22 protein-coding genes and 1 tRNA gene are annotated in these 24,600 nt (G+C 67.0%); 11 read left to right on the top strand and 12 right to left on the bottom strand.

All coding sequences use genetic code 11. From position 1 onward, the window contains the following. Positions 1-28 precede the first annotated feature (28 nt). Together AP428_RS10955 and AP428_RS10950 are read right to left on the bottom strand one after the other, a co-directional pair. Positions 29-1,327: a cytochrome c gene (locus tag AP428_RS10955; RefSeq protein ID WP_011546140.1), complete on the bottom strand. Its 1,299-nt coding sequence runs from the start codon at positions 1,325-1,327 to the stop codon at positions 29-31. A 19-nt stretch (positions 1,328-1,346) separates the two neighbouring features. Beyond that, positions 1,347-2,111, bottom strand: a complete 765-nt coding sequence (locus tag AP428_RS10950) for a c-type cytochrome (RefSeq protein ID WP_011546139.1) — start codon at positions 2,109-2,111, stop codon at positions 1,347-1,349. A 390-nt stretch (positions 2,112-2,501) separates the two neighbouring features. Between AP428_RS10950 and AP428_RS10945 the strand changes: the two genes are divergently transcribed. After that, positions 2,502-3,434, top strand: coding sequence for a CopD family protein (locus tag AP428_RS10945; RefSeq protein WP_012329179.1), 933 nt, complete (start codon positions 2,502-2,504; stop codon positions 3,432-3,434). Between the two features lie 137 nt (positions 3,435-3,571). On the opposite strand, the gene dgoD is transcribed toward AP428_RS10945, so the two are convergent. Further along, positions 3,572-4,720 (bottom strand): galactonate dehydratase, encoded by a 1,149-nt coding sequence (gene dgoD, locus AP428_RS10940; RefSeq protein ID WP_006483258.1) that lies wholly within the window; start codon positions 4,718-4,720, stop codon positions 3,572-3,574. A gap of 146 nt (positions 4,721-4,866) precedes the next feature. On the opposite strand from dgoD, the gene AP428_RS10935 reads away from it, so the two are divergent. Beyond that, on the top strand, positions 4,867-5,550 hold the full coding sequence (locus AP428_RS10935) for a FadR/GntR family transcriptional regulator (RefSeq protein WP_034174415.1): 684 nt from the start codon (positions 4,867-4,869) through the stop codon (positions 5,548-5,550). Positions 5,551-5,589: 39 nt separating this feature from the next. On the opposite strand, the gene AP428_RS10930 is transcribed toward AP428_RS10935, so the two are convergent. Continuing rightward, the gene (locus AP428_RS10930; protein WP_011546136.1) at positions 5,590-5,835 is read right to left on the bottom strand and encodes a DUF1272 domain-containing protein; all 246 of its coding nucleotides are present in this window, start codon (positions 5,833-5,835) and stop codon (positions 5,590-5,592) included. 147 nt (positions 5,836-5,982) lie between these two features. Here AP428_RS10930 and AP428_RS10925 point away from each other — a divergent pair, with 147 nt between their 5' ends. Beyond that, the gene (locus AP428_RS10925) at positions 5,983-6,330 is read left to right on the top strand and encodes a GFA family protein (protein ID WP_011546135.1); all 348 of its coding nucleotides are present in this window, start codon (positions 5,983-5,985) and stop codon (positions 6,328-6,330) included. 42 nt (positions 6,331-6,372) lie between these two features. Here AP428_RS10925 and AP428_RS10920 read toward each other — a convergent pair whose 3' ends face one another. Together AP428_RS10920 and AP428_RS10915 are read right to left on the bottom strand one after the other, a co-directional pair. Then, on the bottom strand, positions 6,373-9,480 hold the full coding sequence (locus AP428_RS10920; RefSeq protein WP_011546134.1) for a transglycosylase domain-containing protein: 3,108 nt from the start codon (positions 9,478-9,480) through the stop codon (positions 6,373-6,375). Positions 9,481-9,737: 257 nt separating this feature from the next. Continuing rightward, positions 9,738-10,625, bottom strand: coding sequence for a LysR family transcriptional regulator (locus AP428_RS10915; protein WP_011546133.1), 888 nt, complete (start codon positions 10,623-10,625; stop codon positions 9,738-9,740). Between the two features lie 584 nt (positions 10,626-11,209). On the opposite strand from AP428_RS10915, the gene AP428_RS10910 reads away from it, so the two are divergent. Continuing rightward, a complete protein-coding gene (locus AP428_RS10910; protein WP_006477906.1) occupies positions 11,210-11,494 on the top strand; it encodes a PAAR domain-containing protein in 285 nt (94 codons plus the stop codon). A 58-nt stretch (positions 11,495-11,552) separates the two neighbouring features. Here AP428_RS10910 and AP428_RS10905 read toward each other — a convergent pair whose 3' ends face one another. Together AP428_RS10905 and AP428_RS10900 are read right to left on the bottom strand one after the other, a co-directional pair. Beyond that, complete coding sequence (locus AP428_RS10905; protein ID WP_011546132.1) at positions 11,553-11,864, bottom strand: cupin; 312 nt, start codon at positions 11,862-11,864, stop codon at positions 11,553-11,555. Positions 11,865-11,937: 73 nt separating this feature from the next. Beyond that, positions 11,938-12,621: a DJ-1/PfpI family protein gene (locus AP428_RS10900; protein WP_011546131.1), complete on the bottom strand. Its 684-nt coding sequence runs from the start codon at positions 12,619-12,621 to the stop codon at positions 11,938-11,940. A 114-nt stretch (positions 12,622-12,735) separates the two neighbouring features. Between AP428_RS10900 and AP428_RS10895 the strand changes: the two genes are divergently transcribed. Together AP428_RS10895 and AP428_RS10890 are read left to right on the top strand one after the other, a co-directional pair. Beyond that, on the top strand, positions 12,736-13,710 hold the full coding sequence (locus AP428_RS10895) for a GlxA family transcriptional regulator (protein WP_011546130.1): 975 nt from the start codon (positions 12,736-12,738) through the stop codon (positions 13,708-13,710). A gap of 176 nt (positions 13,711-13,886) precedes the next feature. Then, positions 13,887-14,861, top strand: coding sequence for a LysR family transcriptional regulator (locus AP428_RS10890; protein ID WP_011546129.1), 975 nt, complete (start codon positions 13,887-13,889; stop codon positions 14,859-14,861). Between the two features lie 108 nt (positions 14,862-14,969). Here AP428_RS10890 and AP428_RS10885 read toward each other — a convergent pair. The 4 genes from AP428_RS10885 to AP428_RS10870 all read right to left on the bottom strand — a co-directional run bounded on the left by AP428_RS10885 (position 14,970) and on the right by AP428_RS10870 (position 19,393). Continuing rightward, positions 14,970-15,046, bottom strand: a tRNA-Met gene (locus AP428_RS10885). A gap of 161 nt (positions 15,047-15,207) precedes the next feature. Continuing rightward, a complete protein-coding gene (locus AP428_RS10880) occupies positions 15,208-16,866 on the bottom strand; it encodes an MFS transporter (protein WP_011546128.1) in 1,659 nt (552 codons plus the stop codon). A 227-nt stretch (positions 16,867-17,093) separates the two neighbouring features. Beyond that, complete coding sequence (locus tag AP428_RS10875) at positions 17,094-18,647, bottom strand: sensor histidine kinase (protein WP_011546127.1); 1,554 nt, start codon at positions 18,645-18,647, stop codon at positions 17,094-17,096. Between the two features lie 17 nt (positions 18,648-18,664). Then, positions 18,665-19,393 (bottom strand): response regulator transcription factor, encoded by a 729-nt coding sequence (locus AP428_RS10870; RefSeq protein WP_006497347.1) that lies wholly within the window; start codon positions 19,391-19,393, stop codon positions 18,665-18,667. A 186-nt stretch (positions 19,394-19,579) separates the two neighbouring features. Between AP428_RS10870 and recA the strand changes: the two genes are divergently transcribed. The 5 genes from recA to sucD all read left to right on the top strand — a co-directional run bounded on the left by recA (position 19,580) and on the right by sucD (position 24,484). Beyond that, complete coding sequence (gene recA / locus AP428_RS10865; RefSeq protein WP_011546125.1) at positions 19,580-20,650, top strand: recombinase RecA; 1,071 nt, start codon at positions 19,580-19,582, stop codon at positions 20,648-20,650. Then, positions 20,650-21,543: a recombination regulator RecX gene (recX, locus tag AP428_RS10860; protein WP_011546124.1), complete on the top strand. Its 894-nt coding sequence runs from the start codon at positions 20,650-20,652 to the stop codon at positions 21,541-21,543. Before recA ends, recX begins: the two co-directional genes overlap by 1 nt. Before the next feature lie 146 nt (positions 21,544-21,689). Further along, positions 21,690-22,298 (top strand): DUF2889 domain-containing protein, encoded by a 609-nt coding sequence (locus AP428_RS10855; protein WP_011546123.1) that lies wholly within the window; start codon positions 21,690-21,692, stop codon positions 22,296-22,298. A 68-nt stretch (positions 22,299-22,366) separates the two neighbouring features. Next, the gene (gene sucC / locus AP428_RS10850) at positions 22,367-23,533 is read left to right on the top strand and encodes an ADP-forming succinate--CoA ligase subunit beta (RefSeq protein WP_006477915.1); all 1,167 of its coding nucleotides are present in this window, start codon (positions 22,367-22,369) and stop codon (positions 23,531-23,533) included. Between the two features lie 69 nt (positions 23,534-23,602). Continuing rightward, entirely contained in the window at positions 23,603-24,484 is an 882-nt protein-coding gene (gene sucD, locus AP428_RS10845) for a succinate--CoA ligase subunit alpha (protein ID WP_006477916.1), read from the top strand. The last annotated feature ends 116 nt before the right edge of the window (positions 24,485-24,600 follow it).

Below are 24,600 nucleotides of genomic sequence, written 5' to 3'. Positions count from 1 at the left end.
GCCGCGCCCCGTTTGTGTGAGCCGCTTCTTAGTCGAGCGGCGCGGAACGCAGGTCGCTCACCTGTTGCGGCGAGATCGGCGTACCGTTGTTACCCCAAGACATCCGGATATACGTGACGACCGCCGCGACTTCCTGGTTCGACAGCGACTGCGCGAACGGCGGCATCCCATACGGACGCGGATTCTTGAACGTGCTCGGCGGGTAGCCGCCATTCAGCACCATGCGGATCGGGTTGACTGCCGATTCCATCATGATCGAGTGGTTGCCCGCGAGCGGCGGATAGGCCGGCGGCTTGCCGGCGCCGGTTTCGGCGTGACAGGTCGCGCAGTTGTCCGCGTAGATCTTCTTGCCCTGGTCGAACAGCGCGTTGCCGAACTGCTTCGACGGCTCGTACTGCATGTTCTTCGGCGCTTCAGCCTTCTGCGGGATCGACTTCAGGTACGTCGACATTGCGCGCGTATCTTCGTCGGTCATGTACTGCAGGCTGTTGTGGACCACGTCCGCCATCGGGCCGAATACCGCACCCTTCTGCGACACGCCGGCCTGCAGCAGGTCGGACAGCTCCTGCACGTGCCAGTCGCCGAGGCCGAGTTCCTTGTCGTTCGTCAGCGACGGCGCATACCAGTTCTGCAGCGGGATCAGGCCGCCGGCGAACGCCGACGAGCTTACCGGGCCGCCCATCATGTTGATCGACGTGTGGCACATCGAGCAGTGGCCGAGGCCTTCGACCAGATACGCGCCGCGGTTCCATTCGACCGACTTCGTCGGGTCCGGCTTGTATTCGCCTTCCTTGAAGAACAGCGTGCGCCAGCCGATCAGCAGGTTGCGGTTGTTGAACGGGAACTTCAGTTCGTGCGGACGGCTCGGCACCGACACCGGCGCGACCGAACGCAGGTACGCGTAGATCGCGTCCGAATCGGCGCGCGTGACCTTCGTGTAGCTCGCGAACGGGAAGCCGGGGTACAGCAGGCTGCCGTCCTTCGAGCGACCCGTGTGCATCGCGCGGTAGAAGTCGTCCGACGTCCACTTGCCGATACCGTTCTGGTCGTCCGGCGTGATGTTCGGCGTGTACATCGTGCCGAACGGCGTCGCCATCGGCAGGCCGCCCGCGAACGACTTGCCGCCGCGCACGGTGTGGCACGCGATACAGTCGCCGACGCGCGCGAGGTACTCGCCCTTCTTGATCAGCGCGGCCTGGTCGGCCGGCGTGGCCGCGACGGCAGCAGCGCCGTGCAGCGTGTCGTTGCCCGGCCACAGGACCGGCACGAGGGCGGCAGCCGCGACGATCGCGACGGCCGAGAGTGCAAACAGGGACTTGCGTTTCATTGTGTCTGTCTCCCTTGCCTTATTGCGGTTCGCTGCCGCAGGCGAGCGGAGTCTTCATCGAACGCGCCGGGGCCGGCACGGGGTTGGCGGGCGCCGGTTGCGCGGCGAGCCATGCGGTCACGGCCGTCACGTCTTCGTCGGAAAGCTTCGCGGCGATGTCGTGCATGCAGTCGGGCGCCTTCGCGTGGCGGTTGCCCGAGCGCCATGCGCCGAGCTGCGCGCTCAGGTAATCGGCGTGCAGGCCGACGAGGCCCGGGATCGCCGGCTGCATGCCGGTCAGGCCCGCGCCGTGGCAGGCCACGCAGGCGGGCAGCTTGCGGGCCGGGTCGCCCTGCGTGACGAGCTGCTTGCCGCGTGCGAGCGTCGCGGCCGGCAGCGTCGACTTCGCCGGCGTCGGGTACGGCGGACGTTCGGCCGAGAAGTGCTCGGCGATTTCGCGCAGGTAGTCGTCGTTCAGGTACGTCAGCAGATAGTTCATCGGCGGGTACTTGCGCCGGCCGTCACGGAAGTTGACGAGCTGGTTGTACAGGTACTCGGCCGGCTTGCCGGCAAGCCGCGGGAAATAGTCGTTGTCCGTGCCCTGGCCGTGGACGCCGTGACATGCGGTACAGCCGCGCACGCGCTCGGCCATGGTATCGGGTGCCTTGAGCGGCGCCTGCTGGGCGTGCGCTTGCTCCGTGGGCTTGGTCTGCGCTTGGGCAGCGCTCATAAGGCCCGCGCCGCCGATCATCAGAACGGCGAGCAGCGGACGGAAGAGGCGTCTTGAAGACACACGAGACTCCATGTTTATTCGTCGGGGACCTTGTCCGGGCTACGATCGGCTCGGCGCATGGACGGCAGGACAGCCGGGCTGCTGCGACGCGGCATTCTATCATCGATGGGTAATGACGGCTATTTGACGAAAGGACATCGGTTCCTGTCCGTTTGCGACTTGCGACAATTTGACGCGCATTGCGGTCGGGCCGTGTGAACCGGCGTGCGTTTTCACCATCGAAGACCGTACACTCGCGGGTCGCGCGGCGCCGCCTCCGCCGCAGGTCCAGTCATTTCTCCCGTTTCCGGATTCATCGATGACGTTTTCTACCGTGCCGTTGCCTTCCTCACGCTGTCCGTCCCGCTGTCCGTCCCCTCGCAGCCGCCCTGCCGGCCTGCCGCTTGCGGGAGGGTGTGCGCGATGAAGTTCGACAGCTTGTGGATCGGTCAGGTCGCACTCGCGGCGCTGATGGATGCGGCGTTCGCGATGGCGGTCGGCTCGGCGCTGCTCAAGGCGTGGCTCGGCAAGGACGGCGCGCGGCCGGTCGTCGCGCCGTCGCACCCCGCATGGCTGCGTGCGCAACATTCGCTGGTCGCGGCGGCGCTGGCGCTGGTGCTCGCCGATCTCGGCTGGCTCGTCTACGAGGCCGCGGCGATGAGCGGCGCGGGGCTTGGCGGCGCGTTCGCCGCGATTCCCGTGATGCTGATGCAGACGCACACGGGCTTCGCGTGGAGCGTCGCGTTCGCCGGCGCGGTGGTGCTCGCGTTCGTCGCGCTCGCGAAGCCGGACGGCCCGCTCGCGCATGCGGTGCTGTGGCTCGCGGTGATCGTGGTCGCGGCCGGCAAGGCCTCGCTCGGCCATGCGGCCGATAGCGGCGTGCTGTCCGCGGCGGTCGGCGTGCAGACGCTGCACCTGCTGGCCACCGCCGTATGGGGCGGCCTCGTGCTCGCGGGCGGGCTCGCGGTGCTGCCCGCGCTGGGGACGTCGGTCGCGCGCGGCGCGCTGATCCGTATCGGCCAGCACCTGTCGCGCACGTCGATCGTCGCGGTGGTGTTCGTGCTCGGCACGGGCGTGCTCAACGCGATCCGCGGGCTCGGCGGCTCGCTCGCGCCGCTCGACGGCAGCACGTGGGGGCGCGTGTTGCTGTTGAAGCTGCTGCTCGTCGCACTCGCGCTCGTGCTCGGCGGCCTCAACCGCTTCTCGGCGCTGCCGCGCCTGCGCCGCACCGCGTCGACCGAGGACGCGCACACGTTCCGCAACATCCTGCATCTCGAAGGGATGACGATGATCGGCGTGTTCGTCGCGGCGGCCGTGCTGTCGTTCAGCGTGCCAGGGTTCGCGGCGCTCGGCTGACGGCCGAACGGCGCGGCGCAGTGTAGGGCGCCGGCGCGCGCCGCGGATGCAAGAACGGCCGCCCTGCCGGGGCGGCCGTGTCGAACGCCTCGCGCGGCGCATGCCGCGCAACGCCTCTTTCTTATCTCACGCGTTCATCACCACTCGGCGACGCTGCCGTCCGCGTGACGCCACACCGGGTTGCGCCAGCGATGTCCCGTCTTCGCCATCTCGCGCACCTTCTCCTCGTTCACGTCGATGCCGAGCCCCGGGCCCTGCGGGATCGCGACGAAGCCGTCCTCGTAGCGGAACACCTCGGGGTTGCGCAGATAGTCGAGCAGGTCGTTGCCCTGGTTGTAGTGGATGCCCAGGCTCTGTTCCTGGATGAACGCGTTGTAGCTGACCGCGTCGAGCTGCAGGCACGCGGCGAGCGCGATCGGCCCGAGCGGGCAGTGCAGCGCGAGCGCGACGTCGTAGCTTTCCGCGAGCGTCGCGATCTTGCGGCACTCGGTGATGCCGCCCGCGTGCGATGCGTCCGGCTGGATGATGTCGACGTAGCCGCCCGCGAGGATGTGCTTGAAGTCCCAGCGCGAGTACAGCCGTTCGCCGAGCGCGATCGGCGTGTTGGTCTGGTTGACGATGTCGCGCAGCGCCTCGGCGTTTTCCGACAGCACCGGCTCCTCGATGAACATCAGCTTGTACGGATCGAGTTCCTTCGCGAGCACCTTCGCCATCGGCTTGTGCACGCGGCCGTGGAAGTCGACGCCGATCCCGACGTGCGGGCCGACCGCGTCGCGCACCGCCGCGACGTTCGCGATCACCTGTTCGACCTTGTCATAGGTGTCGACGATCTGCAGCTCCTCGGAGCCGTTCATCTTCACGGCCTTGAAGCCGCGCTCGACCACCGCGCGTGCATTGTTCGCGACGTCGCTCGGCCGGTCGCCGCCGATCCACGAATACACCTTGATGCGGTCGCGCACCTGGCCGCCGAGCAGCGCGTGCACCGGCACGCCGTGATGCTTGCCCTTGATGTCCCACAGCGCCTGGTCGACGCCCGCGATCGCGCTCATCATGATCGGGCCGCCGCGGTAGAAGCCTGCGCGGTACATCACCTGCCAGTGATCCTCGATCAGCAGCGGGTCGCGGCCGACGAGGTAGTCGGCCAGTTCCTGCACGGCGGCCTCGACCGTGTGCGCGCGGCCTTCGACGACCGGTTCGCCCCAGCCGATGATGCCCTCGTCGGTTTCGATCTTGAGGAACAGCCACCGGGGCGGGACGACGAACGTTTCGAGGCGGGTGATTTTCATGACGCGAGTCTCCATGATTGACCGGCGCGCCCGCGCGGGCGCGGCGCACGATCCGTGCTTTCGCGGTTATCCTAGCGTAGTCGAATAAAAAATAGTATTAATAGCATTAATGTGCAGATAGTGGGCAGTTCGCCCGACGGAGAACGATCATTCAACGCGACCTGCATGGACAGACGGCCTTCCGGCTCGCGACGGCGATCCTGCGCGGCGACTATCCGCCCGAATCGCTGCTGCCGAGGGAACCCGACCTGATGGAGATGTACGGCGTAAGCCGCACGGTGATGCGCGAGGCGCTGCGCACGCTGACGTCGAAGGGGCTGGTCGAATCGCGGCCGAAGGTCGGCACGCGCGTGCGGCCGCGCCGGGCGTGGAACCTGCTCGATGCCGACCTGCTCGACTGGTATGCGCGTGTCGCGCCGCCGCTCGCATTCGCGCTGAAGCTGCAGGAGATGCGCGAGATGATCGAGCCGCACGCGGCCGCGCTGGCCGCGCGAACCCATACGCCCGAAGCATTCGACGCGATCGACGGCGCGGTGCGCGCGATGGCCGCCGCGCGCAACGTCGACGAATGGGTGCGCGCCGATCTGCACTTTCACCTGAGCGTGCTGGAGGCCGGTGGCAACGAGCTGCTGGTGCCGCTCGGCGCGCTGATCGATCGCACGCTCGAGGCGCAACTGCAGTTGAATGCGCGCCGGGCGGACGTGTACAACGCGTCGCTTGCCGAGCATACGGCCGTCAGCGACGCGATTCGCGTGCGCGACGAGAACGGCGCTCGCCGCGCGATGGCGACGCTGCTGGCGGTGACGCGTGCCCGGATCGAGATGTCGTGACGGAAGCGGGCACGCGGCGCCGGTGCCGGCGCCGTGCCGTCAGGCGTTCGCGCAGCCGCCCGGCTTGTGGATCCGTTCCGTCGACGGCGGGTACTTCGCGAGCAGGCTCGCCGGTCGCCGCGGGCGCGCGACCAGGTCGCCGCCGCAGTTCGGGCAGCGGCCCTTCAGCACGTCGTCCGCGCAAGTCGCGCAAAACGTACATTCAAACGTACAGATGCGTGCTTCCTCCGAATCGGGCGGCAGGTCCTTGTCGCAGCATTCGCAGCCGGGGCGCAGTTCGAGCATGACGGTCTCCTGGGTCGGTGAGGGATGGCGCCGTCCGGACATTGCGGGCGACGCATGCGAGCGCTACTGTACGCGTTTGGATCGGCCCGGCCAACGGTGTCCCGCCGGGGCGCCGGCGACGTGCACGGGCTGCACCGGGAGACGACCATGCTTTATCGCGGAAGCTGTCATTGTGGAGACGTGACGTTCGAGGCGGAAGGCGACCTGCAGGGCGTGATGGCGTGCAACTGCTCGATCTGCCGGCGCAAGGGCGCGCTGATGTGGTTCGTGCCGCGCGATCACATGAAGCTGCTGACACCCGACGAGAATCTTGCCACCTACATGTTCAACAAGCACGTGATCCGGCATCGCTTCTGCAAGCGCTGCGGGATTCACGCGTTCGGCGAGGGCGTCGATCCGAAGGGCACCGCGATGGCCGCGATCAACGTGCGCTGCATCGACGGCGTCGACCTCGACGCGCTGCCCGTCACGCACTACGACGGCCGCTCGCACTGAGCGGCGCGCCGGTGCGGGTGCCTACCCGCCGCGATCAGGCGGTCAGGACGGCTGCACGGCCGCTGCATTCGCCGCAGGCGTTTCCGCCTGCGGCGCCGGCCCCGCGGTACGCGTGCCGGCGTCGGCCGGGCGTTCGATCAGCGGTGCGAGCGCCGGCGCCATCGACTTCAGCAACTGCACGGCCATCGCGCTCGTGAAGTCGTAGCGCGCCGCATACGGTTCGTGCGCGGTCGCCGTCAGCACGCCGAAGAACCGGTCGCCGATCGCGAACACGAAGGTGCCGCTGCGGTTGACCTTGCGCGACTCGATCAGCCGCGCGCCGCGCGCATAGACGTTGAAGCGCTGGTCGCCCGTCCCCGTCTTGCCGTACACGTCGAGCGTCTTGCCGTCCGGCAGCGTGAGCCCGCCCGCGAGGCGGCGCGCGGTGCCGTGGAGCACGACGTCGCGCAGCAGCGTGTGCGCCACGTTGACGATCTCCGGCGACAGCACCGGCTGCGGCTGGGCGGCCGCGCGCACGAAACGCGTTTCGTACGGCGTGCCCTTCGCGAAATCGAGTCGCGTGATCGTCTCGGTCGGCGCCTTCTGGCCACCGTTCGCGATCAGGCCGATCAGTTTCGCGAGCGCGTCGGGCTGGTCGCCCGATGCACCGATCGCGGCCGCATAGGACGGCGTCACTTCCGCGAACGGGTAGCCAAGCGCGCGCCACGACTTCGTGATCTCCGCATACGCGCGCAGCTCGACCATGCGGCGGATGCGCCGGTCCTGCGTCGCGTGGTAGCGGGTCTTGTACAGCCACGAATACGTGTAGAAACGCGTATCGCGGCTGTCGCGCTGAACCTCGGCGAGCGACGCGCCCGGGTGCGCGCGCAGGTAGTTGAGCGTCCACAGCGCGAGCGGATGGACGCTCGCGATATAGCCGCGGTCGTTGAGGTTGAAGCGGTCGATCGCGTACTTCGCGTAGAGCGCGGCGAGATCGTCGTCGGACAGCGTCGCGGCCGGCGTGCCCTTCAGTTGCGCGCGCATCTGCGCCGAGAACCACGCGAGAGACTCGTTCGGCGCGACGCTGCGCAGCACCGTCGCGAGCTTCGGCGGCGACTTGCGTACGTCGCGCAGCATCAGCGCGAGCGCGTCGTCGGGCGCCTTGCCCGCATAGCGCGTGTAGTAGCGCTTCACGTAGACCTGGCTTTCGCCGTCGACGAATTGCTGCAGGTAATGCTGGCGCTGCGCGGGATCGTTGAGCCACGACGACGACGGGCCGGCCGCCTGCAGCGTTTCATAGTGAACGATGTCGCGCATCAGCCGCACGAACACGAGGTTGACCGAGTGCTCGAACGCCGCGTGCAGCGTCAGGATGCGGCCGTTGTCCGACTTCTCGAAGTTGGAGAACACCTGCGCGCCGCCGCCCGTGTAGAACACGTCCGGGCTCGCCGAATATTTGCGCTCGACGGACGCATCGAGCATCGCCTGCAGCGAGCGGTCGCGCGTATGCGACAGATAGTCGAGCGCCCAGCGCGACAGCCCGTCGATCGGATCGGGCTTCACGCGCGCCAGCTCCGCGTTCGACAGGTTCGCATAGCGCGCATGGAGGTCGGAGACGATCTGCAGGTACGTGATCAGCGTGCGCAGCTTCGCGGTCGAGCCGAGGTTGATGCGGCCGCCGCGATTCACGTCGAACGGCTGGTTCACGCTGTCGGTCTGCACGCGCAGCATGTTCGCGCCGTTGCGGTGCTCGTACAGCGTGAAGCTGTACGTGAGGTGCGACGGGTCGTCCTTCGGCGCGAGCATCTCGAAACCGTACAGGCCGGCGGCCTGCGCACCGTCGCGCGTCGACGCCCGCGCGAGCCGCTCGGCGACCGCCTGCTGCACGCCGTTGTCGAGCGTGCTGGTGGCCTGCAGGTCGAGCTGGTCGAGCTGGTACAGGTCGCTGATGCCCAGCGCCGACAGCAGCGATGCGCGCGCGGAGGTGACGGCCTTGCGCGACACGAACGACTGCACGCGCGCGGCGGCCGGCGGCGCGCTGCGTTCGATCTGCGCGGCGAGCGCGGCATCGCGCAGCGCGGGCGAGATCATGCCGCCGTTGGACAGCAGCCGCAGGTAGCTGTCGGTCAGCTTCTGCAACGCCGGATAGCCGCGGTTGAGGAAGTACGACGGCGCGCGCTGCGCGATCAGCAGCGACAACACTTCGCGGAACGTCTTGCCTTGCTGGTCGACGTTGTCGCCGGTCGTCGGCGCGGACAGGATGCGGTTCACGTCGTTGAAGTCGCGGCCATACCACGCGGCGAGACCGTCGCCGATGCCGGTGATTTCGCCCACGTGCGGCCGCGCGGCGAGCGGCACCGAGTTCAGGTAGCGCACGACGATCGTGCGGCGCGCGAGCATCGTCTGCGGACCGTTCAGGTAGGCGCGCACCGACGCGGACGCGATCTGCCGCAGCTTTTCGGGCGGCGTCGCGGTGCGGCCCTCGGGAGAATGGCGGAATTTCTCGATCTGCGTCGCGAGCGTGCTGCCGCCCGGGCGCGCCTGATGGCGGTTGACGACGTGCAGCGCCTGGTCGGCGAGCGCGCGGCTGAAGCGCCCCCAGTCGATCGCCGGGTTGCGGTTCGGTTCGTTCCCGTCGAGCAGGTAGCGATCCTCGATGAACAGCAGCGAATCGGTGATCACGCGCGGCACCGTGTCGAAGTCCGCGTAGACGCGCTGCGGAAACACGGTCGCGAACAGCGGCGAGCCGGTCGAATCGAACAGCATCAGGCCCGTCTGGTCCTTCTCTTCATAAGGAAGGAACAGCCCGCGCTCGCCGAGCGCCAGCATCCGCTGCGAATCGCGCGCCTGCTCGCTGACGACGAAGCCGCGCGAGAGCAGCCGCTGCTGGAACGCGGGGATCATCGCGTAGCCGAAGCGCTGGTCGTACGGGCCGTTCGCGGGGAAGCGGATGTGATCGCTCGGCCCCGCCTCGACCGTATAGCCGACGTCGCGGGTGAGCTCGGACAGGTAGCGCGCCTGCAGCCGGGAGGTTTCGATCTCGGTCTGCACGAGCCGCGCGACGATCGCGAGCGCGATCAGCAGTGCGGCGAGCAAGGACCACTTGACCCACGTCCACACCGAGGCGGGACCGGTCACGCGCGGCAGGATACGATTCAGCGGCCGATTCATGGCGGCGTCTCCCTGAGGGCGCGGTTATCCGGCCGCACCCCATTAAGGATTAGTGTAGTCCTCCGCGGCGGGCTGCCAAGAGCGGTCGACTACCGAGATGCGCCGGCGCAACAGGCGTGCCCATACCCGCCGGGTGACGGGTCGACGGCCGTGGGAGCGCCTGCCGGCGCGCCGCCGCGGCCGGGTGCGGGGCGAGTGCGGCTCGAGCGGGCGACCGCGAATCGGCGTGAAAAATCGTGCGCGATGCCGTCCTGCATTCAACTGACGAAATGGTCGATCAGGTGATCGACGAAAAGTCGGGCCTTGCGCGGAAAGTGCCGGCGGCTCGGGTACGCGACGTTCATCTCGAGGGCCTCGAGCCGATAGCCGGGCAGCAGCGCGAGCAGCCGGCCGTCGTCGAGATCCGACTTGACGAGGAAGTCGGGCAGGACCGCGATGCCCATGCCGGACAGCGCCCAGTTCCGGATCAGCCCGACGTTGTTCGACGACGCGGACTTGTTCGGGCGTACGGTGATGCGCGTCTGGTCGTGATCGAACGACAGGTATTCGCCCATGAAATCGGCATGGAACGCCAGGCAGGCGTGCGACGCGAGATCCTGCGGATGCGCGGGCGTGCCGTGCCGCTCGGCATATTGCGGTGCGGCGCAGACGAGCTGCCTAAGCCGCGTGAGCGGGCGCTTCACCAGCGTGTTGTTGCTGATGTGCTGGGACAGCAGCAGCCCGACGTCGAAGCCCTCCGACACGAGATCGACGTGACGGTCCACGATCGTGACTTCCGGCACGATGGCCGGGTGGCGCATCTTGAACGCATCGATGGCCGGCGCGAGCACGTGCATCCCGAACATGACCGGCGCGGCGATTTTCAGCGATCCGATCGGTTCGTGGTGCATCGAGGCGATCGTGTCCTCCACCCGGTCGATTTCGTCGATCACGTGACGTATCTGCGCCAGATAGAGGTGGCCTGCGTCGGTCAGCGACAGGCTGCGGGTGGTGCGATTCAGCAGGCGTGCGCCGAGCCGGTCCTCGATGCTCATGACGAGGCGGGTGGCCGACGAGTTGGAGATGTTCAGTTCCGTGGCGGCGCGCGCGAAACTGCGAAGTTCGGCGACCTTGACGAATAGTCGCATCGGTAGGAGTTCATCCATTTTTTTATCGATAAACAGAAAGCGTTGATTGAATTCTATCTATCGGCTTGCTTGATTTTAACGGCCTGTTTTCATGAATGTTTATTGTGGAGCCGCGTATTTATCGGGTATGCGAACGGCCGGAGAATGATGGGCTTTGAGATGTGAGGGGCGTCGAATGAATGATTCGAGGCGAATTGCCATTAAAACTTTTTGATGTATTTGTATTTAGTAATTGTACGAAAATCTAGGCTAATTTTTGGGTTAAAGCATCAGACATTATCGATGCGACGGCATGCCGAACCGGATGCGTCCCTGTCGCCATGGCAACGTCGCGCGATCGTGCCGGCACGAGCCTCGACGGAACAGTGGATCGGGTAGCCGCAGGCGATCGGGTTCGGCGCATCGCGGCGCGTGAACACGCCGTGGCGCCGAATCGCCATGCGCGGCGAATACCTGATGGAGCGACCGGCCGATGCGGAAGGCACGTGTCGCGGCCGCGGCGAGCGGTGATATGCTCGCGGGACGCCCGCGACCGACGGGCGGTTTCACGATGCCCGTGCGCGGTTGCGTTGCGCGGCGTTTCCGAGGGAAGAACCGACATCATGAGCCGCAAATTCATTCTGAAGGGCGACACGACCGATCACGGCGGCGTCGTGCTCGAAGGGATCGCCAATTCGTCGTTCGACGGGCGCGAACTCGCGTATCTCGGCGCAGCCGTGTTCTGCGCGGCGTGCAAGTCGCCGGGCGTGATCGTATCGGACGGCGGCGAGCGCACGATGACCGTGATGGGCAAGGTCGTCGCGCTCGAACACGACCTGTGCCAGTGCCAGTGCACGCCGCTACCGAAACTGATCCCCTCGCAGGCAACCGGGACGATCTCGGGGTGACCTTCGCCGCGCGACGGCGCTCGTCAGCCGCGCGACATCGAGACCCCGACGCCCGCCGTCAGACGCTGCCTTCGGTTTCGATCACGAGGATGCGCGCGGCGCCGAGCGGATGCGCGACGTGCTCGGTGCCGACCGTCGCATGGAAGACGTCGCCCGTTTCGAGCACCGTCGCGTGCTCGACGCCCGCTTCGCGGTAGCGCATCTCGACGCGGCCGTCGAGCACCGCGAACACCTCCTCGCCGTCGTTCACATGCCAGCGATACGGCTCGTCGGTCCAGTGCAGCCGCACCGTGATGCCGTTCAGGGTCGCGATGTCGAGGGCGCCCCACGCGCGGTCCGCCGTGAATGCGGCACTCCGGATGATGTTCATCGAGGTGTTCTCCGGCACGCGCGTGCGCTGCTTTCCAGTGATTTTTCCGGCATCCGCATCTCCCGTTCCGCATTCAGCGCGACGTGGCGCGCAGCGCCTGCTCGATGATCTGCTTGCGCTTCGCGAAGCCGGCGGCCGAACGTTCGGTGACGCGCTTCACGACCGCGGCCGGCGCGGTATCGGGCGAGCCCGCGTCGAACGGCGGCGCGGGCGCATATTCGAGTTGCAGCTGGATCGCCTGCGCGGCTTCGTCGCCGACCAGCTCCGCGGCGATCGTCAGCGCGAAGTCGATGCCGGCCGTCACGCCGCCGCCCGTGACGAGGTTGCCGTCACGCACGACGCGCTCGCGCACGGGTATCGCACCCAGCGGTTCGAGCAGCGCGTGGAACGCCCAGTGCGTCGTCGCGCGCCGCCCGCGCAGCAGGCCCGCCACGCCCAGCAGCAGCGAGCCCGTGCAGACCGACGTCACGTAGCGCGCGGTGGCCGCGCGCTGCTGCACGAACGCGATCGTTTCGGCATCGAGCAGCAGTTCGTTGATACCGATGCCGCCCGGGATGCAGATCACGTCGAGCGGCGGGCAGTCGTCGAACGTACAGGTCGGCGCGAGCGCGAGGCCGCTGCTCGACGCGACCGCGTCGCGGGACTTCCACACCAGATGGACGGTTGCGTCCGGCAGCGACGCGAGCACGTCGTGCGGGCCGGTGAGGTCGAGTTGCTGGACGCCCGGAAAGACGAGAAGGCCGATATGCAGGGTCATGCGAAGGCTCCGAGAGGGAAGGGGCGCGCCGTTCGGCACGGGATGGACAGGTCGATTCTAGGCGCGTAGTGTTTGGCGAAATTGCCATATCACCCACGTTTTCAGCCAATCGCCATGCCTGCCGCCGCCCCGCGTTCGATCCTGGTCCTCGCGTTTCCCCGTGCCCAATTGCTCGATGTGACGGGCCCGTTGCAGGTGTTCGCGTCCGTCAACGAGCTCGCGCTGGAGCGCGGGCAGCCGGCGCCGTATGCGCCGCGCGTCGTGGCCGTCGAAGCGGGGCCCGTCGAGACGTCGTCGGGCCTCGTCGTGATGGCCGAGTCGCTGCGCGCGGCCGCGCGCCGTCCCGACACGCTGATCGTCGCCGGCGGCAAGGGCGTGCACGCGGCGTCGAAGGACGCGCGGGTGGTGCGCTGGGTGCGGCAGCAGGCCGGGCGCGCGCGGCGCGTGGCGTCGGTCTGCACCGGCGCGTTCCTGCTCGCCGAGGCCGGCCTGCTCGACGGGCGGCGCGCGGTCACGCACTGGGCGCGCTGCGACGAATTCGCGGCGCGCTACCCGAACGTGCGTGTCGAGCCCGATCCGATCTTCATCCGCGAAGGCGCGCTGTGGACGTCGGCCGGCGTGACGGCCGGCATCGATCTCGCGCTCGCGCTGGTCGAGGAGGACCTCGGGCGGGCGACCGCGCTCGACGTCGCGCGCGAACTCGTCGTATTCCTGAAGCGCCCGGGCGGGCAGGCGCAGTTCAGCACGATGCTGTCGATGCAGCGCACCGCCGACCGGTTCGGCGAGCTGCACGCGTGGATGGCCGAGCACCTGACGGCCGACCTGTCGGTGCCCGCGCTCGCCGAGCGCGTGAGCATGAGCGAGCGCAGCTTCGTGCGCCACTATCGCGCGGAAACCGGCCGAACGCCCGCGCGTGCGGTCGAGCAGATCCGTGTCGAGGCCGCGCAACGCCTGCTCGGCGAAACGACATGGCCCGTCAAGCGGATCGCCGGGCGTTGCGGCTTCGGTTCGGAGGAGACGCTGCGGCGCAGCTTCGTGCGCGTGCTGGGCGTATCGCCGCAGGGATATCGCGAGCGGTTCGTGCGGTGACGTGCGACGAATGAGCGGAGCCGCGGCGGCCGCTACCCGGAACTGAACGGAAACCGGTCGGTTTCCAGTCCGAAGTGTCGAAACTATTCAGGATCGGAGAACAATAGGCGGGGGCTTGTGCCGTGCCCGCCGCGCGCTCTATTCTGTCCCGTTGGCGATTCGAAGGGGGAAGCAGCATGGACCGCATCCAGGCAATGGAGGTTTTTACCCGCGTGGTCGACGCGAACAGCTTCACGCGGGCGGCCGACACGCTCGCGATGCCGCGCGCATCGGTGACGACCATCATCCAGAATCTCGAGGCGCTGCTCGGCGTGCGCCTGATGCACCGGACGACGCGCCGGTTGTCGCTGACGCCGGAGGGCGCCGCGTACTACGAGCATTGCATGAAGATCATCGCGGAGATCGCCGAGGCCGACGCGAGTTTCCAGGCCGGCAACCGCAAGCCGAGCGGCGTGCTGCGCGTCCACATGCCGAGTTCGCTCGGGCGGCGCGTCGTGCTGCCGTCGCTGTCGATCTTCCGGCAGCGCTATCCGGACATCACGCTCGAGCTGGGGCTGTCCGACCGCTACGTCGATCCGGTCGAGGAGGGCATCGACTGCATGATCCGGGTCGGGCCGCTCGAGGATTCGTCGATGGTCGCGCGGCGCATCGGGATGCTCAAGCGCGTGACGTGCGCGTCTCCCGATTACCTCGCCCGTCACGGCGAGCCGAACGAGATTGCCGATCTCGTCGAGCATCACGCGGTGAATTTTCGCTCGAGCCACGGCGCGCGGGCGATTCCGTGGGTGTTCATGATCGACGGCAAGCCGTTCGAGGTGCGGATGAACGGCAGCGTCACGGTCAACGACTCGGATGCCTACGTGACGTGCGGGCTCGAAGGCTTCGGGATGATCCAGCCGACGCTGTTCATGGTGCTGCCGCACCTGCTCGACGGCTCGCTGGTCGAGGTGCTGCCGGACAGCAATCCGAAGCCGAAGCCGATCTCGATCGTCTACCCGCACAACCGGCATCTGTCGCAGAAGGTGCGCGTGTTCGCCGACTGGATCGCGGAGGTGTTCGAGTCGACGCCGGCGCTGGAGGGCGGGGAGAACTGGCGGGGGAAGCTGCGGGCGGAGACGCCGGATACGCAGCGCGGAGCGGTGGTGGCGTAGTCTGGGCGCAGCGCGCGGCCTGAAGGCGGGCAACGCGCGCCGCCGCGTGCGCCCGATGAAGCAATGAAAAAAGCCGCTGTTTCGAAAGAAACAGCGGCTTTTCGCATTTGGTGGCGAATCAGGGATTCGAACCCCGGACCTGCGGATTATGATTCCGTCGCTCTAACCGACTGAGCTAATTCGCCGTGAAGACTTGAATTATGTCGATCGGCCGGTCAGCTGTCAATACCTTTTTCCATCTTTCCCGAAAAAAGTTGCCGACGGTCCGTGCCGGCCTCCATCGCGGGCGGGAGCCGGGCGCCGGAAGGCGATCCTCCGTCGGCCCTCCCCCGCCGCGGACCCGACATCAATCCTGCGCGTAGATGTCCGAGTCCTTCGTCTCCTTGACGAACAGCAGGCCGATCACGAACGTGGCCAGCGCGATCACGATCGGATACCAGAGCCCCGAGTAGATGTTGCCCTTCGCCGCGACGATCGCGAACGCAGTTGCCGGCAGGAAGCCGCCGAACCAGCCGTTGCCGATGTGATAGGGCAGCGACATCGACGTGTAGCGGATTCGCGTCGGGAACATCTCGACCAGCATCGCGGCGATCGGGCCGTAGACCATCGTCACGAAGATCACGAGGATCGTCAGGATCACGATCGTCATCGGCCAGTTGAGTTGCGCCGGGTCGGCCTTCGCCGGGTAGCCGGCCCCCTTCAGCGTCGACGCGAGGGTCTTGTCGAACGCCGCGCCCTGCGCCTTCGCGTCGGCCGCCTTGCCGTCGTAGGTCTGGATCACCGTGTCGCCGACCTTGATTTCGGCCAGCGTGCCGGCCGGCGCCGCGACGTTCTCGTAGTTCAGGCCGGCCTTCGCGAGCGCGCTCTTCGCGATGTCGCACGAGGTGGTGAACTTCGACGTGCCCACCGGGTTGAACTGGAACGAGCAGGTAGCCGGATCGGCGACGACCGTGATCGGCGCCTTCTGCGTCGCGAGTTCGAGCTGCGGGTTCGCGTAGTGCGTGAGCGCCTTGAACAGCGGGAAGTAGGTCAGCGCGGCGATCAGGCAGCCGGCAAGGATGATCGGCTTGCGGCCGATCTTGTCCGACAGCGAGCCGAAGAACAGGAAGAACGGCGTGCCGATCAGGAGCGCGATCGCGATCAGGATGTTCGCGCTGGCGCCGTCGACCTTCAGCGTCTGCGTGAGGAAGAACAGCGCGTAGAACTGGCCCGTGTACCACACGACCGCCTGGCCGGCCGTCAGGCCGATCAGCGCGAGGATCACGATCTTCAGGTTCTTCCACTGGCCGAACGCTTCGGTCAGCGGCGCCTTCGACGTCTTGCCTTCCGCCTTGATGCGCAGGAACACCGGCGATTCGTTCAGTTGCAGCCGGATCCACACCGACACCCCGAGCAGCAGGATCGATGCGACGAACGGCACGCGCCAGCCCCAGTTGCCGAACGCTTCCTCGCCGATGAACGTGCGCACGCCCAGGATCACGAGCAGCGACAGGAACAGGCCGAGCGTGGCCGTCGTCTGGATCCAGGCGGTGTAGAAGCCGCGCCGGTTGGCCGGCGCATGCTCGGCGACGTAGGTCGCCGCGCCGCCGTACTCGCCGCCGAGCGCGAGGCCCTGCAACAGCCGCATCGCGATGAAGATCACGGGGGCGGCGATGCCGATCGACGCGTAGCCCGGGAGGAAGCCGACCACGAACGTCGAGACGCCCATGATCACGATCGTCACGAGGAACGTGTGCTTGCGGCCGACGAGGTCGCCGAGCCGGCCGAAGACGATCGCGCCGAACGGCCGCACCGCGAAGCCGGCGGCGAAGCCGAGCAGCGTGAAGATGAACGCGGCGGTCGGATTGACGCCGGAGAAGAAGCTCTTGCTGATGTAGGCCGCGAGCGAGCCGGCCAGGTAAAAGTCGTACCACTCGAACACGGTGCCGAGCGACGACGCGAAGATCACCTTCTTCTCTTCGCCCGTCATCGGCGAGTGCGAAATTTGCCCGCCTAACGTTGCCATGAATCGTCTCCAAGTCCCTTGATATAGATGTGCGGCCGCCTTGGGAGGGGCGGGCCTGTCGACGATTATTGGCACGGAAACTTACGGCGCACTGACTTGCGCGTACAAAACGACTGCGCGTTAACCCGTGTCGAATCGGTCGCTTCGCGTGTCGATCGTGGCGTGAACGTCCGGTAAAGCGCCGGTTTCTGCGTATTGGCGCCGTGCCGTGGCGGCGCGCGTCAGGGTTAATCCGGGGCGGTATCGGTGAGCGGCAGGCTGATGCGCACCAGCGTGCCGGCGAGGCGCGGCGCGTGCTGGTAGACGTGATCGTCGAGCGTCAGCGTGCCGCCGTGCTGCGTGGCGATCTCGCGCACGATCGCGAGCCCGAGGCCGCTGCCGTCGCCTTCGCGGCCGAGGATCCGGTAGAAACGCTCGACGACGCGCTCGCGCTCGCCGGCCGGGATGCCGGGGCCGGTATCCTCGACTTCGAGATGCACGCGCCGCGCCGCGCGCTCGGCCCGCACGCGCACCGTGATGCGGCCGCCTTCGGGCGTATAGCGGATCGCGTTGTCGACCAGGTTGCCGAGCATCTCGCGCAGCATCACCGGGTTGCCGTCGACCTCGAGCGGCGCATCGTCGTCCGGGCCTTCGTACCCGAGGTCCATGCGTTTCGCGAGCGCGGCCTGCACCCAGTCGCGCACGGTGCGCCGCGCGAGCGAACCGATCTCGACCGGCTCGAACGTCAGCCCGCTCGCGCGGTTCTCGGCGCGCGCGAGCGCCAGCAGTTGCGTGACGAGCCGCGCGGCCTGCTCGGAGCTCGTCGCGATCTGCTCGAGCGAGCGCTGCACGTCGGGCGGCACCGGGTGGCGCAGCGCGAACTCGGCCTGCGTGCGCAGGCCCGCGAGCGGCGTCTTCATCTGGTGCGCGGCATCGGCGATGAAGCGTTTCTGCAGCGCCATGTTTTGTTCGAGGCGCGCGAGCAGGTCGTTGAACGACGTGACGAGCGGCTCGATCTCGGGCGGCGCGCGCTGCGCCTCGACGGGCGACAGGTCGTCGGGCCGCCGCGCGCGGATGTGCGCCTGCAGCGCGTTGAGCGGCGCGAGCCCGCGCGACAGCCCGAACCAGACGAGCAGGATCGCGAGCGGCAGGATCACGAATTGCGGCAGGATCACGCCCTTGATGATGTCGTTGGCGAGCGCATTGCGCTTGTCGAGCGTCTCGCCGACCTGCACGAGCACGGGCTGCGCGCCGCTCGTCTGCGGCAGCGCGACGGTCGTATACGCGACGCGCACGTCGTTGCCGCGCAGCAGGTCGTCGCGGAACACGACGACGCCCGGCGGCGGGCGGTCCTCGTCACGCGGCAGCGGCATGTCGGCCTCGCCCGCGACCAGCTCGCCGCGCGTGCCGAGCACCTGGAAGTAGACGCTGTCGATGTTGTCCGCGCGCAGGAAGTCGCGCGTCTGCTCCGGCAGCGTCAGCTCGGCGACGCCGTTGACCGGATGGATCTGGCGCGCGAGCACGTAGGCGTTGGTCTCGAGCGCGCGATCGAACGGGCTGTTCGCGATCGTCTTCGCGACGAGATAGGTGACGGCGATGCTCATCGGCCACAGCAGCAGCAGCGGCGCGAGCATCCAGTCGAGGATTTCGCCGAACAGCGAGCGCGGGCGCGGCGTTTCGGGCGATTCGGTCTCGTCGGGCGGCGCGAACGGGTTCTCGTAGCGCGCGTCGCGCGCCTCGTCGGCAGCCGACGACGGCGCGCCGGTCGGGTGGCGGGAAGGGGAATGGGCCGGCGTGGCCATCGCGGCGCCGCCCGGCGTCAGCGCAGCGGCGTGCCGGCCGCCGCGGGCTGGGGCGCCGCCGTGTCGGCCGGCGTCGCGGGCGCGACCTTCTCGAGGCAATAGCCGAGGCCGCGCACGGTCGAGATCCGCACGCCGCTCGGTTCGATCTTCTTGCGCAGCCGGTGCACGTAGACTTCGATCGCGTTGTTGCTGACTTCCTCGCCCCATTCGCACAGGTGATCGACGAGCTGTTCCTTCGACACGAGCCGGCCGATCCGCTGCAGCAGCACCTCGAGCAGGCCGAGCTCGCGCGCGGAGAGATCGAGCACGTGATCGTTCGCGTACGCGATGCGACCGACCTGGTCGAACGCGAGCGAGCCGTGGCGCACGACGGTCGGGCCGCCGCCGGCGCCGCGCCGGGTCAGCGCGCGCACGCGCGCCTCGAGCTCGTTGAGCGCGAACGGCTTGGCCATGTAGTCGTCGGCGCCGAGGTCGAGCCCCTTCACGCGTTCGTCGACGCTGTCGGCGGCGGTCAGGATCAGCACGGGGAGATTGGAATTGCGCGCGCGCAGGCGCTTGAGCACGTCGAGCCCGGACATTTTCGGCAGCCCGAGATCGAGGATCAGCAGGTCGAAAGTCTGCATCGACAGCGCGGTGTCGGCGTCGACGCCGCTCTTCACGTGATCGACGGCATAGCCCGATTGGCGGAGTGACCGGGTGAGGCCGTCCGCGAGTATGCTGTCGTCTTCGGCGATGAGAATTCGCATGTTGCTGACCGGTGCCGGCAGGGCGTTCGCGCCGGCGCGGCTGTCTCCGAAGTTATTCGTGCACAACGCTTTGCATTGCGGGCTTGCACAAAACACTGTTTTTTTATACAGTGTCTGCATTCGTGGGCAGCGCTTGAAGCGGGCGCGCCTCCAACAGACGCTGCTCATCATAGCAAAGGACGATTCATGGAAGATAGCAAGAAGGGCTCCGGGATGACCGCCGAGAAGAGCAAGGCGCTGGCGGCCGCACTCGCACAGATCGAGAAGCAGTTCGGCAAGGGCTCGATCATGCGCATGGGCGACGGCGAGGCGGCCGAGAATATCCAGGTCGTCTCCACGGGGTCGCTGGGTCTCGACATCGCGCTGGGCGTCGGCGGCCTGCCGCGCGGCCGGGTGGTCGAGATCTACGGTCCGGAATCGTCCGGTAAGACCACCCTCACGCTGCAAGTCATCGCTGAACTGCAGAAGATCGGCGGCACCGCGGCGTTCATCGACGCCGAGCACGCGCTCGACGTCCAGTACGCGTCGAAGCTCGGCGTGAACGTGCCGGAACTGCTGATCTCGCAGCCGGACACCGGCGAGCAGGCGCTCGAAATCACCGATGCGCTGGTGCGCTCGGGCTCGATCGACATGATCGTCATCGACTCGGTCGCGGCGCTCGTGCCGAAGGCCGAAATCGAAGGCGAGATGGGCGATTCGCTGCCGGGTCTGCAGGCTCGCCTGATGTCGCAGGCGCTGCGCAAGCTGACCGGCACGATCAAGCGCACGAACTGCCTGGTGATCTTCATCAACCAGATCCGGATGAAGATCGGCGTGATGTTCGGCAACCCGGAAACCACCACGGGCGGCAACGCGCTGAAGTTCTATTCGTCGGTGCGTCTCGACATTCGCCGGATCGGTTCGATCAAGAAGAATGACGAGGTGATCGGCAACGAAACCCGCGTGAAGGTCGTCAAGAACAAGGTGTCGCCGCCGTTCCGCGAAGCGATCTTTGACATCCTGTACGGCGAAGGTATTTCGCGTCAGGGCGAGATCATCGATCTCGGCGTGCAGGCGAAGATCGTCGACAAGGCCGGCGCCTGGTACAGCTACAACGGCGAGAAGATCGGCCAGGGCAAGGACAATGCGCGTGAATTCCTGCGCGAGAATCCGGAAATCGCACGCGAGATCGAAAACCGCATCCGCGAATCGCTCGGTGTCGTCAGCATGCCCGATGGCGTAGCCAACGAAGCCGAGGCGTTGGACGAAGAAGAGTAATGGTTGTGCGCCGAGGTCAGGCTGGCGAGCCGGAGGAGAGCGACGTGCCCGAAACGGCGGGTCGCTCCGGCCGGCGAGCCGGTTCCTCGGGCGCCGACCGGCGGGGCGCAGGCGGCAACGCCGCGAACCGCACTGCGACGAGGGCATCCGACGATGCCCTCGTTTCATTTGAGATTGCCGCACCGGACGATCCGTTCGACGACGACGAGTCGTTCGACGCGCATGATCGCTCCCGCCGTCGCGTGTCCGGTGTCCGCTTCCCGGGCGATCGCGCCCCGAGCAATCGCACAGCCGATGCGCCCGCGACGGAAGATGTCTATACGCGCAGCAGCCAGCATCCGCGCCGCACACGCCGCGCAGCCGGTGCGTCTTTCGGCGCATCTTCCAGCGGCGCTGCTTCGAGCGACGCGCCGGGCGCCAGCGAGCGCAAGTCGTCGAAGCCGCCGCGGTCGTTGAAGGGCCGCGCGCTCGGCTATCTGTCGAGGCGTGAATACAGCCGCGCGGAGCTCGCGCGCAAGCTCGCACCCTACGTCGACGAAGGCGAGTCCATCGAACCGGTGCTCGATGCGCTGGAACAGGAAGGCTGGCTGTCCGACGCGCGCTTCGCCGAGAGCCTCGTGCATCGTCGCGCGTCGCGTGTCGGCGTCGCGCGCATCGTCAGCGAGCTGAAGCGCCATGCGGTCGGCGACAGTCTCGTCGAAGAGGTGAATGCCCAATTGCGCGAGACCGAATTGACGCGCGCGCAGGCTGTCTGGCGCAAGAAATTCGGTGCACTGCCGCAAACGCCCGCCGAACGCGCGAAGCAGGCGCGCTTCCTGGCCGCGCGCGGCTTCTCGAGCGCGACCATCGTGAAGTTGCTGAAGGTCGGCGACGATTTCCCGATCGACGACTGAGCCGCCCGGTCGCGCGCGTGGCGCGCGATTTTGCTGCATTGCAACCGCTTCCGGACAGGCGGGAATACCCGCCGTCGCGGCAAACTGTCTCAAATACCCAATATGCTAAAATCCACGGGTTTTCCTCTTCGGCCTCAACCTCCAGCATGCCGCTATCCGAGCCCGTGCCCCGTCAGTTGCGACATCGACGCGCAATCCGAGCGGAAGCCTACGAGCGCGGCGACGGCTTGTGGGACATCGAAGCCTGCCTGACCGACCACAAGCCGCGCGATGTCGCGCTTGCGTCGGGCATCCGGCCCCAGGGTCTGCCGATCCACGAACTCTGGCTGCGCGTGACCATCGATCGTGACCTCAATGTCGTCGACGCCGAAGCGTCTTCGGAATGGGTGCCCTATCCTGGTCATTGTCAATCCGCCCCGCCCACCTATCGGGCCCTCATCGGGCTCAATCTCTTCCGCAATTTCCGCCGCAACGCGAACCGGCTGCTCGCCGGCGTCGCAGGCTGTTCCCATCTCACCGAACTGTGCGCCGTGCTGCCGACGGCCGCGATCCAGGCGTTCGCCGGTGACGTGTGGAACGTGCGCGAGGAGGGCGGCGAAGGGCCGGATCACGACGGCGCGCACGCCGAACCGCCTTTCCAGCTCGGCCGCTGCCGCGCGCTGCGATTCGACGGTGAGGTCGTGCGGCAGTACTACCCGCGCTGGTACGGCCCGATTCGGCCGGATCTGCCCGGTGAAGGCAGCACGAAGGAATGAACGGAAATCATTCGAAGAAGCGTCTTAAGCGACTTTTCATCCAACTCTCAGACTGAAGGGAATCACGCATGAAGATTCACGAGTACCAGGGTAAGGAAATCCTGCGGAAATTCGGAGTCGCGGTACCGCGCGGCAAGCCGGCGTTCTCGGTTGACGAGGCCGTCAAGGTGGCGGAAGAGCTCGGCGGCCCGGTATGGGTCGTGAAGGCTCAGATTCACGCGGGTGGCCGTGGCAAGGGCGGCGGCGTGAAGGTGGCGAAGTCGATCGAGCAGGTCCGCGAATACGCGAACCAGATCCTCGGCATGCAGCTCGTCACGCACCAGACCGGTCCGGAAGGCCAGAAGGTCAACCGTCTGATGATCGAGGAAGGCGCCGACATCAAGCAGGAACTGTATGTCAGCCTCGTCGTCGACCGCATCTCGCAGAAGATCGTGCTGATGGGCTCGAGCGAAGGCGGCATGGACATCGAAGAAGTCGCCGAGAAGCACCCGGAACTGATCCACAAGGTCATCGTCGAGCCGTCGACGGGCCTGCTGGACGCGCAGGCCGACGACCTCGCCGCGAAGATCGGCGTGCCGGCTGCGTCGATTCCGCAAGCGCGCGCGATCCTGCAAGGCCTGTACAAGGCATTCTGGGAAACCGACGCATCGCTGGCCGAAATCAACCCGCTGAACGTCTCCGGCGACGGCAAGGTCACCGCACTCGACGCGAAGTTCAACTTCGACTCGAACGCGCTGTTCCGTCACCCGGAAATCGTCGCGTACCGCGATCTGGACGAAGAAGATCCGGCTGAAATCGAAGCGTCGAAGTTCGACCTCGCGTACATCTCGCTCGACGGCAACATCGGCTGTCTCGTGAACGGCGCGGGCCTCGCGATGGCGACGATGGACACGATCAAGCTGTTCGGCGGCGAACCGGCGAACTTCCTGGACGTCGGCGGAGGCGCGACGACCGAGAAGGTCACGGAAGCGTTCAAGCTGATGCTGAAGAACCCGGACCTGAAGGCGATCCTCGTGAACATCTTCGGCGGCATCATGCGCTGCGACGTGATCGCGGAAGGCGTGATCGCCGGTTCGAAGGCCGTGAACCTGAACGTGCCGCTGGTCGTGCGCATGAAGGGCACGAACGAGGACCTCGGCAAGAAGATGCTGGCCGATTCGGGCCTGCCGATCATCTCGGCGGACAGCATGGAAGAGGCTGCGCAGAAGGTCGTCGCGGCTGCCGCAGGCAAGTAAGCACGCGCTAATGAACACGTAGGGCGGCGCGGTTTGCACGCGACGCCCATCGAACAGAGGTCAAAATACATGTCGATTCTGATCAACAAGGACACGAAGGTCATCACGCAGGGCATTACCGGCAAAACCGGTCAGTTCCATACGCGCGCCTGCCGTGAATACGCAAACGGCCGCGAAGCATTCGTCGCGGGCGTGAACCCGAAGAAGGCCGGCGAAGACTTCGAAGGCATTCCGATCTACGCGAGCGTCAAGGAAGCGAAGGCGGAAACCGGCGCGACCGTGTCGGTCATCTACGTTCCGCCGGCAGGCGCGGCCGCTGCGATCTGGGAAGCGGTCGAAGCCGACCTGGATCTCGCGATCTGCATCACGGAAGGCATCCCCGTCCGTGACATGATCGAAGTGAAGGACCGCATGCGTCGCGAAGGCCGCAAGACGCTGCTGCTCGGGCCGAACTGCCCGGGCACGATCACGCCGGACGAACTGAAGATCGGCATCATGCCGGGTCACATCCACCGCAAGGGCCGCATCGGCGTCGTGTCGCGTTCGGGCACGCTGACGTATGAAGCGGTTGCCCAGCTGACGGCACTCGGCCTCGGCCAGTCGTCGGCAGTCGGTATCGGCGGCGACCCGATCAACGGTCTGAAGCACATCGACGTGATGAAGATGTTCAACGACGATCCGGATACGGATGCGGTCGTGATGATCGGCGAAATCGGCGGTCCGGACGAAGCCAACGCCGCCGAGTGGATCAAGGACAACATGAAGAAGCCGGTGGTCGGCTTCATCGCGGGCGTCACGGCGCCTCCGGGCAAGCGCATGGGCCACGCCGGCGCGCTGATCTCGGGCGGTGCGGATACGGCCGAAGCGAAACTGGAAATCATGGAAGCGTGCGGCATCACCGTCACGCGCAACCCGTCGGAAATGGGCCGTCTGCTGAAGAAGGCGCTGTAATCATTTCCATTGGGCTCGTCCTGCAAAAAACGCGCTTGCGGCGTTTTTGTTATGCTCCCGCAATGAATTCGTAAGCACCGGGCATGCGTTCTGCATGCGCCTACGATGAACCGGGC

This window comes from Burkholderia sp. E168m22 (assembly GCF_001319805.1).
Lineage (GTDB): Bacteria > Pseudomonadota > Gammaproteobacteria > Burkholderiales > Burkholderiaceae > Burkholderia > Burkholderia orbicola.
The sequence above is the reverse complement of the archived record's forward strand: the minus strand, read 5'-3'. Positions and strand labels throughout refer to the sequence as shown.

Excerpts from the sequence above, each read along its gene's own strand:
- AP428_RS10955 (WP_011546140.1), bottom strand. The coding sequence starts at position 1,327 with ATGAAACGCAAGTCCCTGTTTGCACTCTCGGCCGTCGCGATCGTCGCG.
- AP428_RS10950 (WP_011546139.1), bottom strand. The coding sequence starts at position 2,111 with ATGGAGTCTCGTGTGTCTTCAAGACGCCTCTTCCGTCCGCTGCTCGCC.
- AP428_RS10945 (WP_012329179.1), top strand. The coding sequence starts at position 2,502 with ATGAAGTTCGACAGCTTGTGGATCGGTCAGGTCGCACTCGCGGCGCTG.
- dgoD (WP_006483258.1), bottom strand. The coding sequence starts at position 4,720 with ATGAAAATCACCCGCCTCGAAACGTTCGTCGTCCCGCCCCGGTGGCTG.
- AP428_RS10930 (WP_011546136.1), bottom strand. The coding sequence starts at position 5,835 with ATGCTCGAACTGCGCCCCGGCTGCGAATGCTGCGACAAGGACCTGCCG.
- AP428_RS10925 (WP_011546135.1), top strand. The coding sequence starts at position 5,983 with ATGCTTTATCGCGGAAGCTGTCATTGTGGAGACGTGACGTTCGAGGCG.
- AP428_RS10920 (WP_011546134.1), bottom strand. The coding sequence starts at position 9,480 with ATGAATCGGCCGCTGAATCGTATCCTGCCGCGCGTGACCGGTCCCGCC.
- AP428_RS10915 (WP_011546133.1), bottom strand. The coding sequence starts at position 10,625 with ATGGATGAACTCCTACCGATGCGACTATTCGTCAAGGTCGCCGAACTT.
- AP428_RS10910 (WP_006477906.1), top strand. The coding sequence starts at position 11,210 with ATGAGCCGCAAATTCATTCTGAAGGGCGACACGACCGATCACGGCGGC.
- AP428_RS10905 (WP_011546132.1), bottom strand. The coding sequence starts at position 11,864 with ATGAACATCATCCGGAGTGCCGCATTCACGGCGGACCGCGCGTGGGGC.
- AP428_RS10900 (WP_011546131.1), bottom strand. The coding sequence starts at position 12,621 with ATGACCCTGCATATCGGCCTTCTCGTCTTTCCGGGCGTCCAGCAACTC.
- AP428_RS10895 (WP_011546130.1), top strand. The coding sequence starts at position 12,736 with ATGCCTGCCGCCGCCCCGCGTTCGATCCTGGTCCTCGCGTTTCCCCGT.
- AP428_RS10890 (WP_011546129.1), top strand. The coding sequence starts at position 13,887 with ATGGACCGCATCCAGGCAATGGAGGTTTTTACCCGCGTGGTCGACGCG.
- AP428_RS10880 (WP_011546128.1), bottom strand. The coding sequence starts at position 16,866 with ATGGCAACGTTAGGCGGGCAAATTTCGCACTCGCCGATGACGGGCGAA.
- AP428_RS10875 (WP_011546127.1), bottom strand. The coding sequence starts at position 18,647 with ATGGCCACGCCGGCCCATTCCCCTTCCCGCCACCCGACCGGCGCGCCG.
- AP428_RS10870 (WP_006497347.1), bottom strand. The coding sequence starts at position 19,393 with ATGCGAATTCTCATCGCCGAAGACGACAGCATACTCGCGGACGGCCTC.
- recA (WP_011546125.1), top strand. The coding sequence starts at position 19,580 with ATGGAAGATAGCAAGAAGGGCTCCGGGATGACCGCCGAGAAGAGCAAG.
- recX (WP_011546124.1), top strand. The coding sequence starts at position 20,650 with ATGGTTGTGCGCCGAGGTCAGGCTGGCGAGCCGGAGGAGAGCGACGTG.
- AP428_RS10855 (WP_011546123.1), top strand. The coding sequence starts at position 21,690 with ATGCCGCTATCCGAGCCCGTGCCCCGTCAGTTGCGACATCGACGCGCA.
- sucC (WP_006477915.1), top strand. The coding sequence starts at position 22,367 with ATGAAGATTCACGAGTACCAGGGTAAGGAAATCCTGCGGAAATTCGGA.
- sucD (WP_006477916.1), top strand. The coding sequence starts at position 23,603 with ATGTCGATTCTGATCAACAAGGACACGAAGGTCATCACGCAGGGCATT.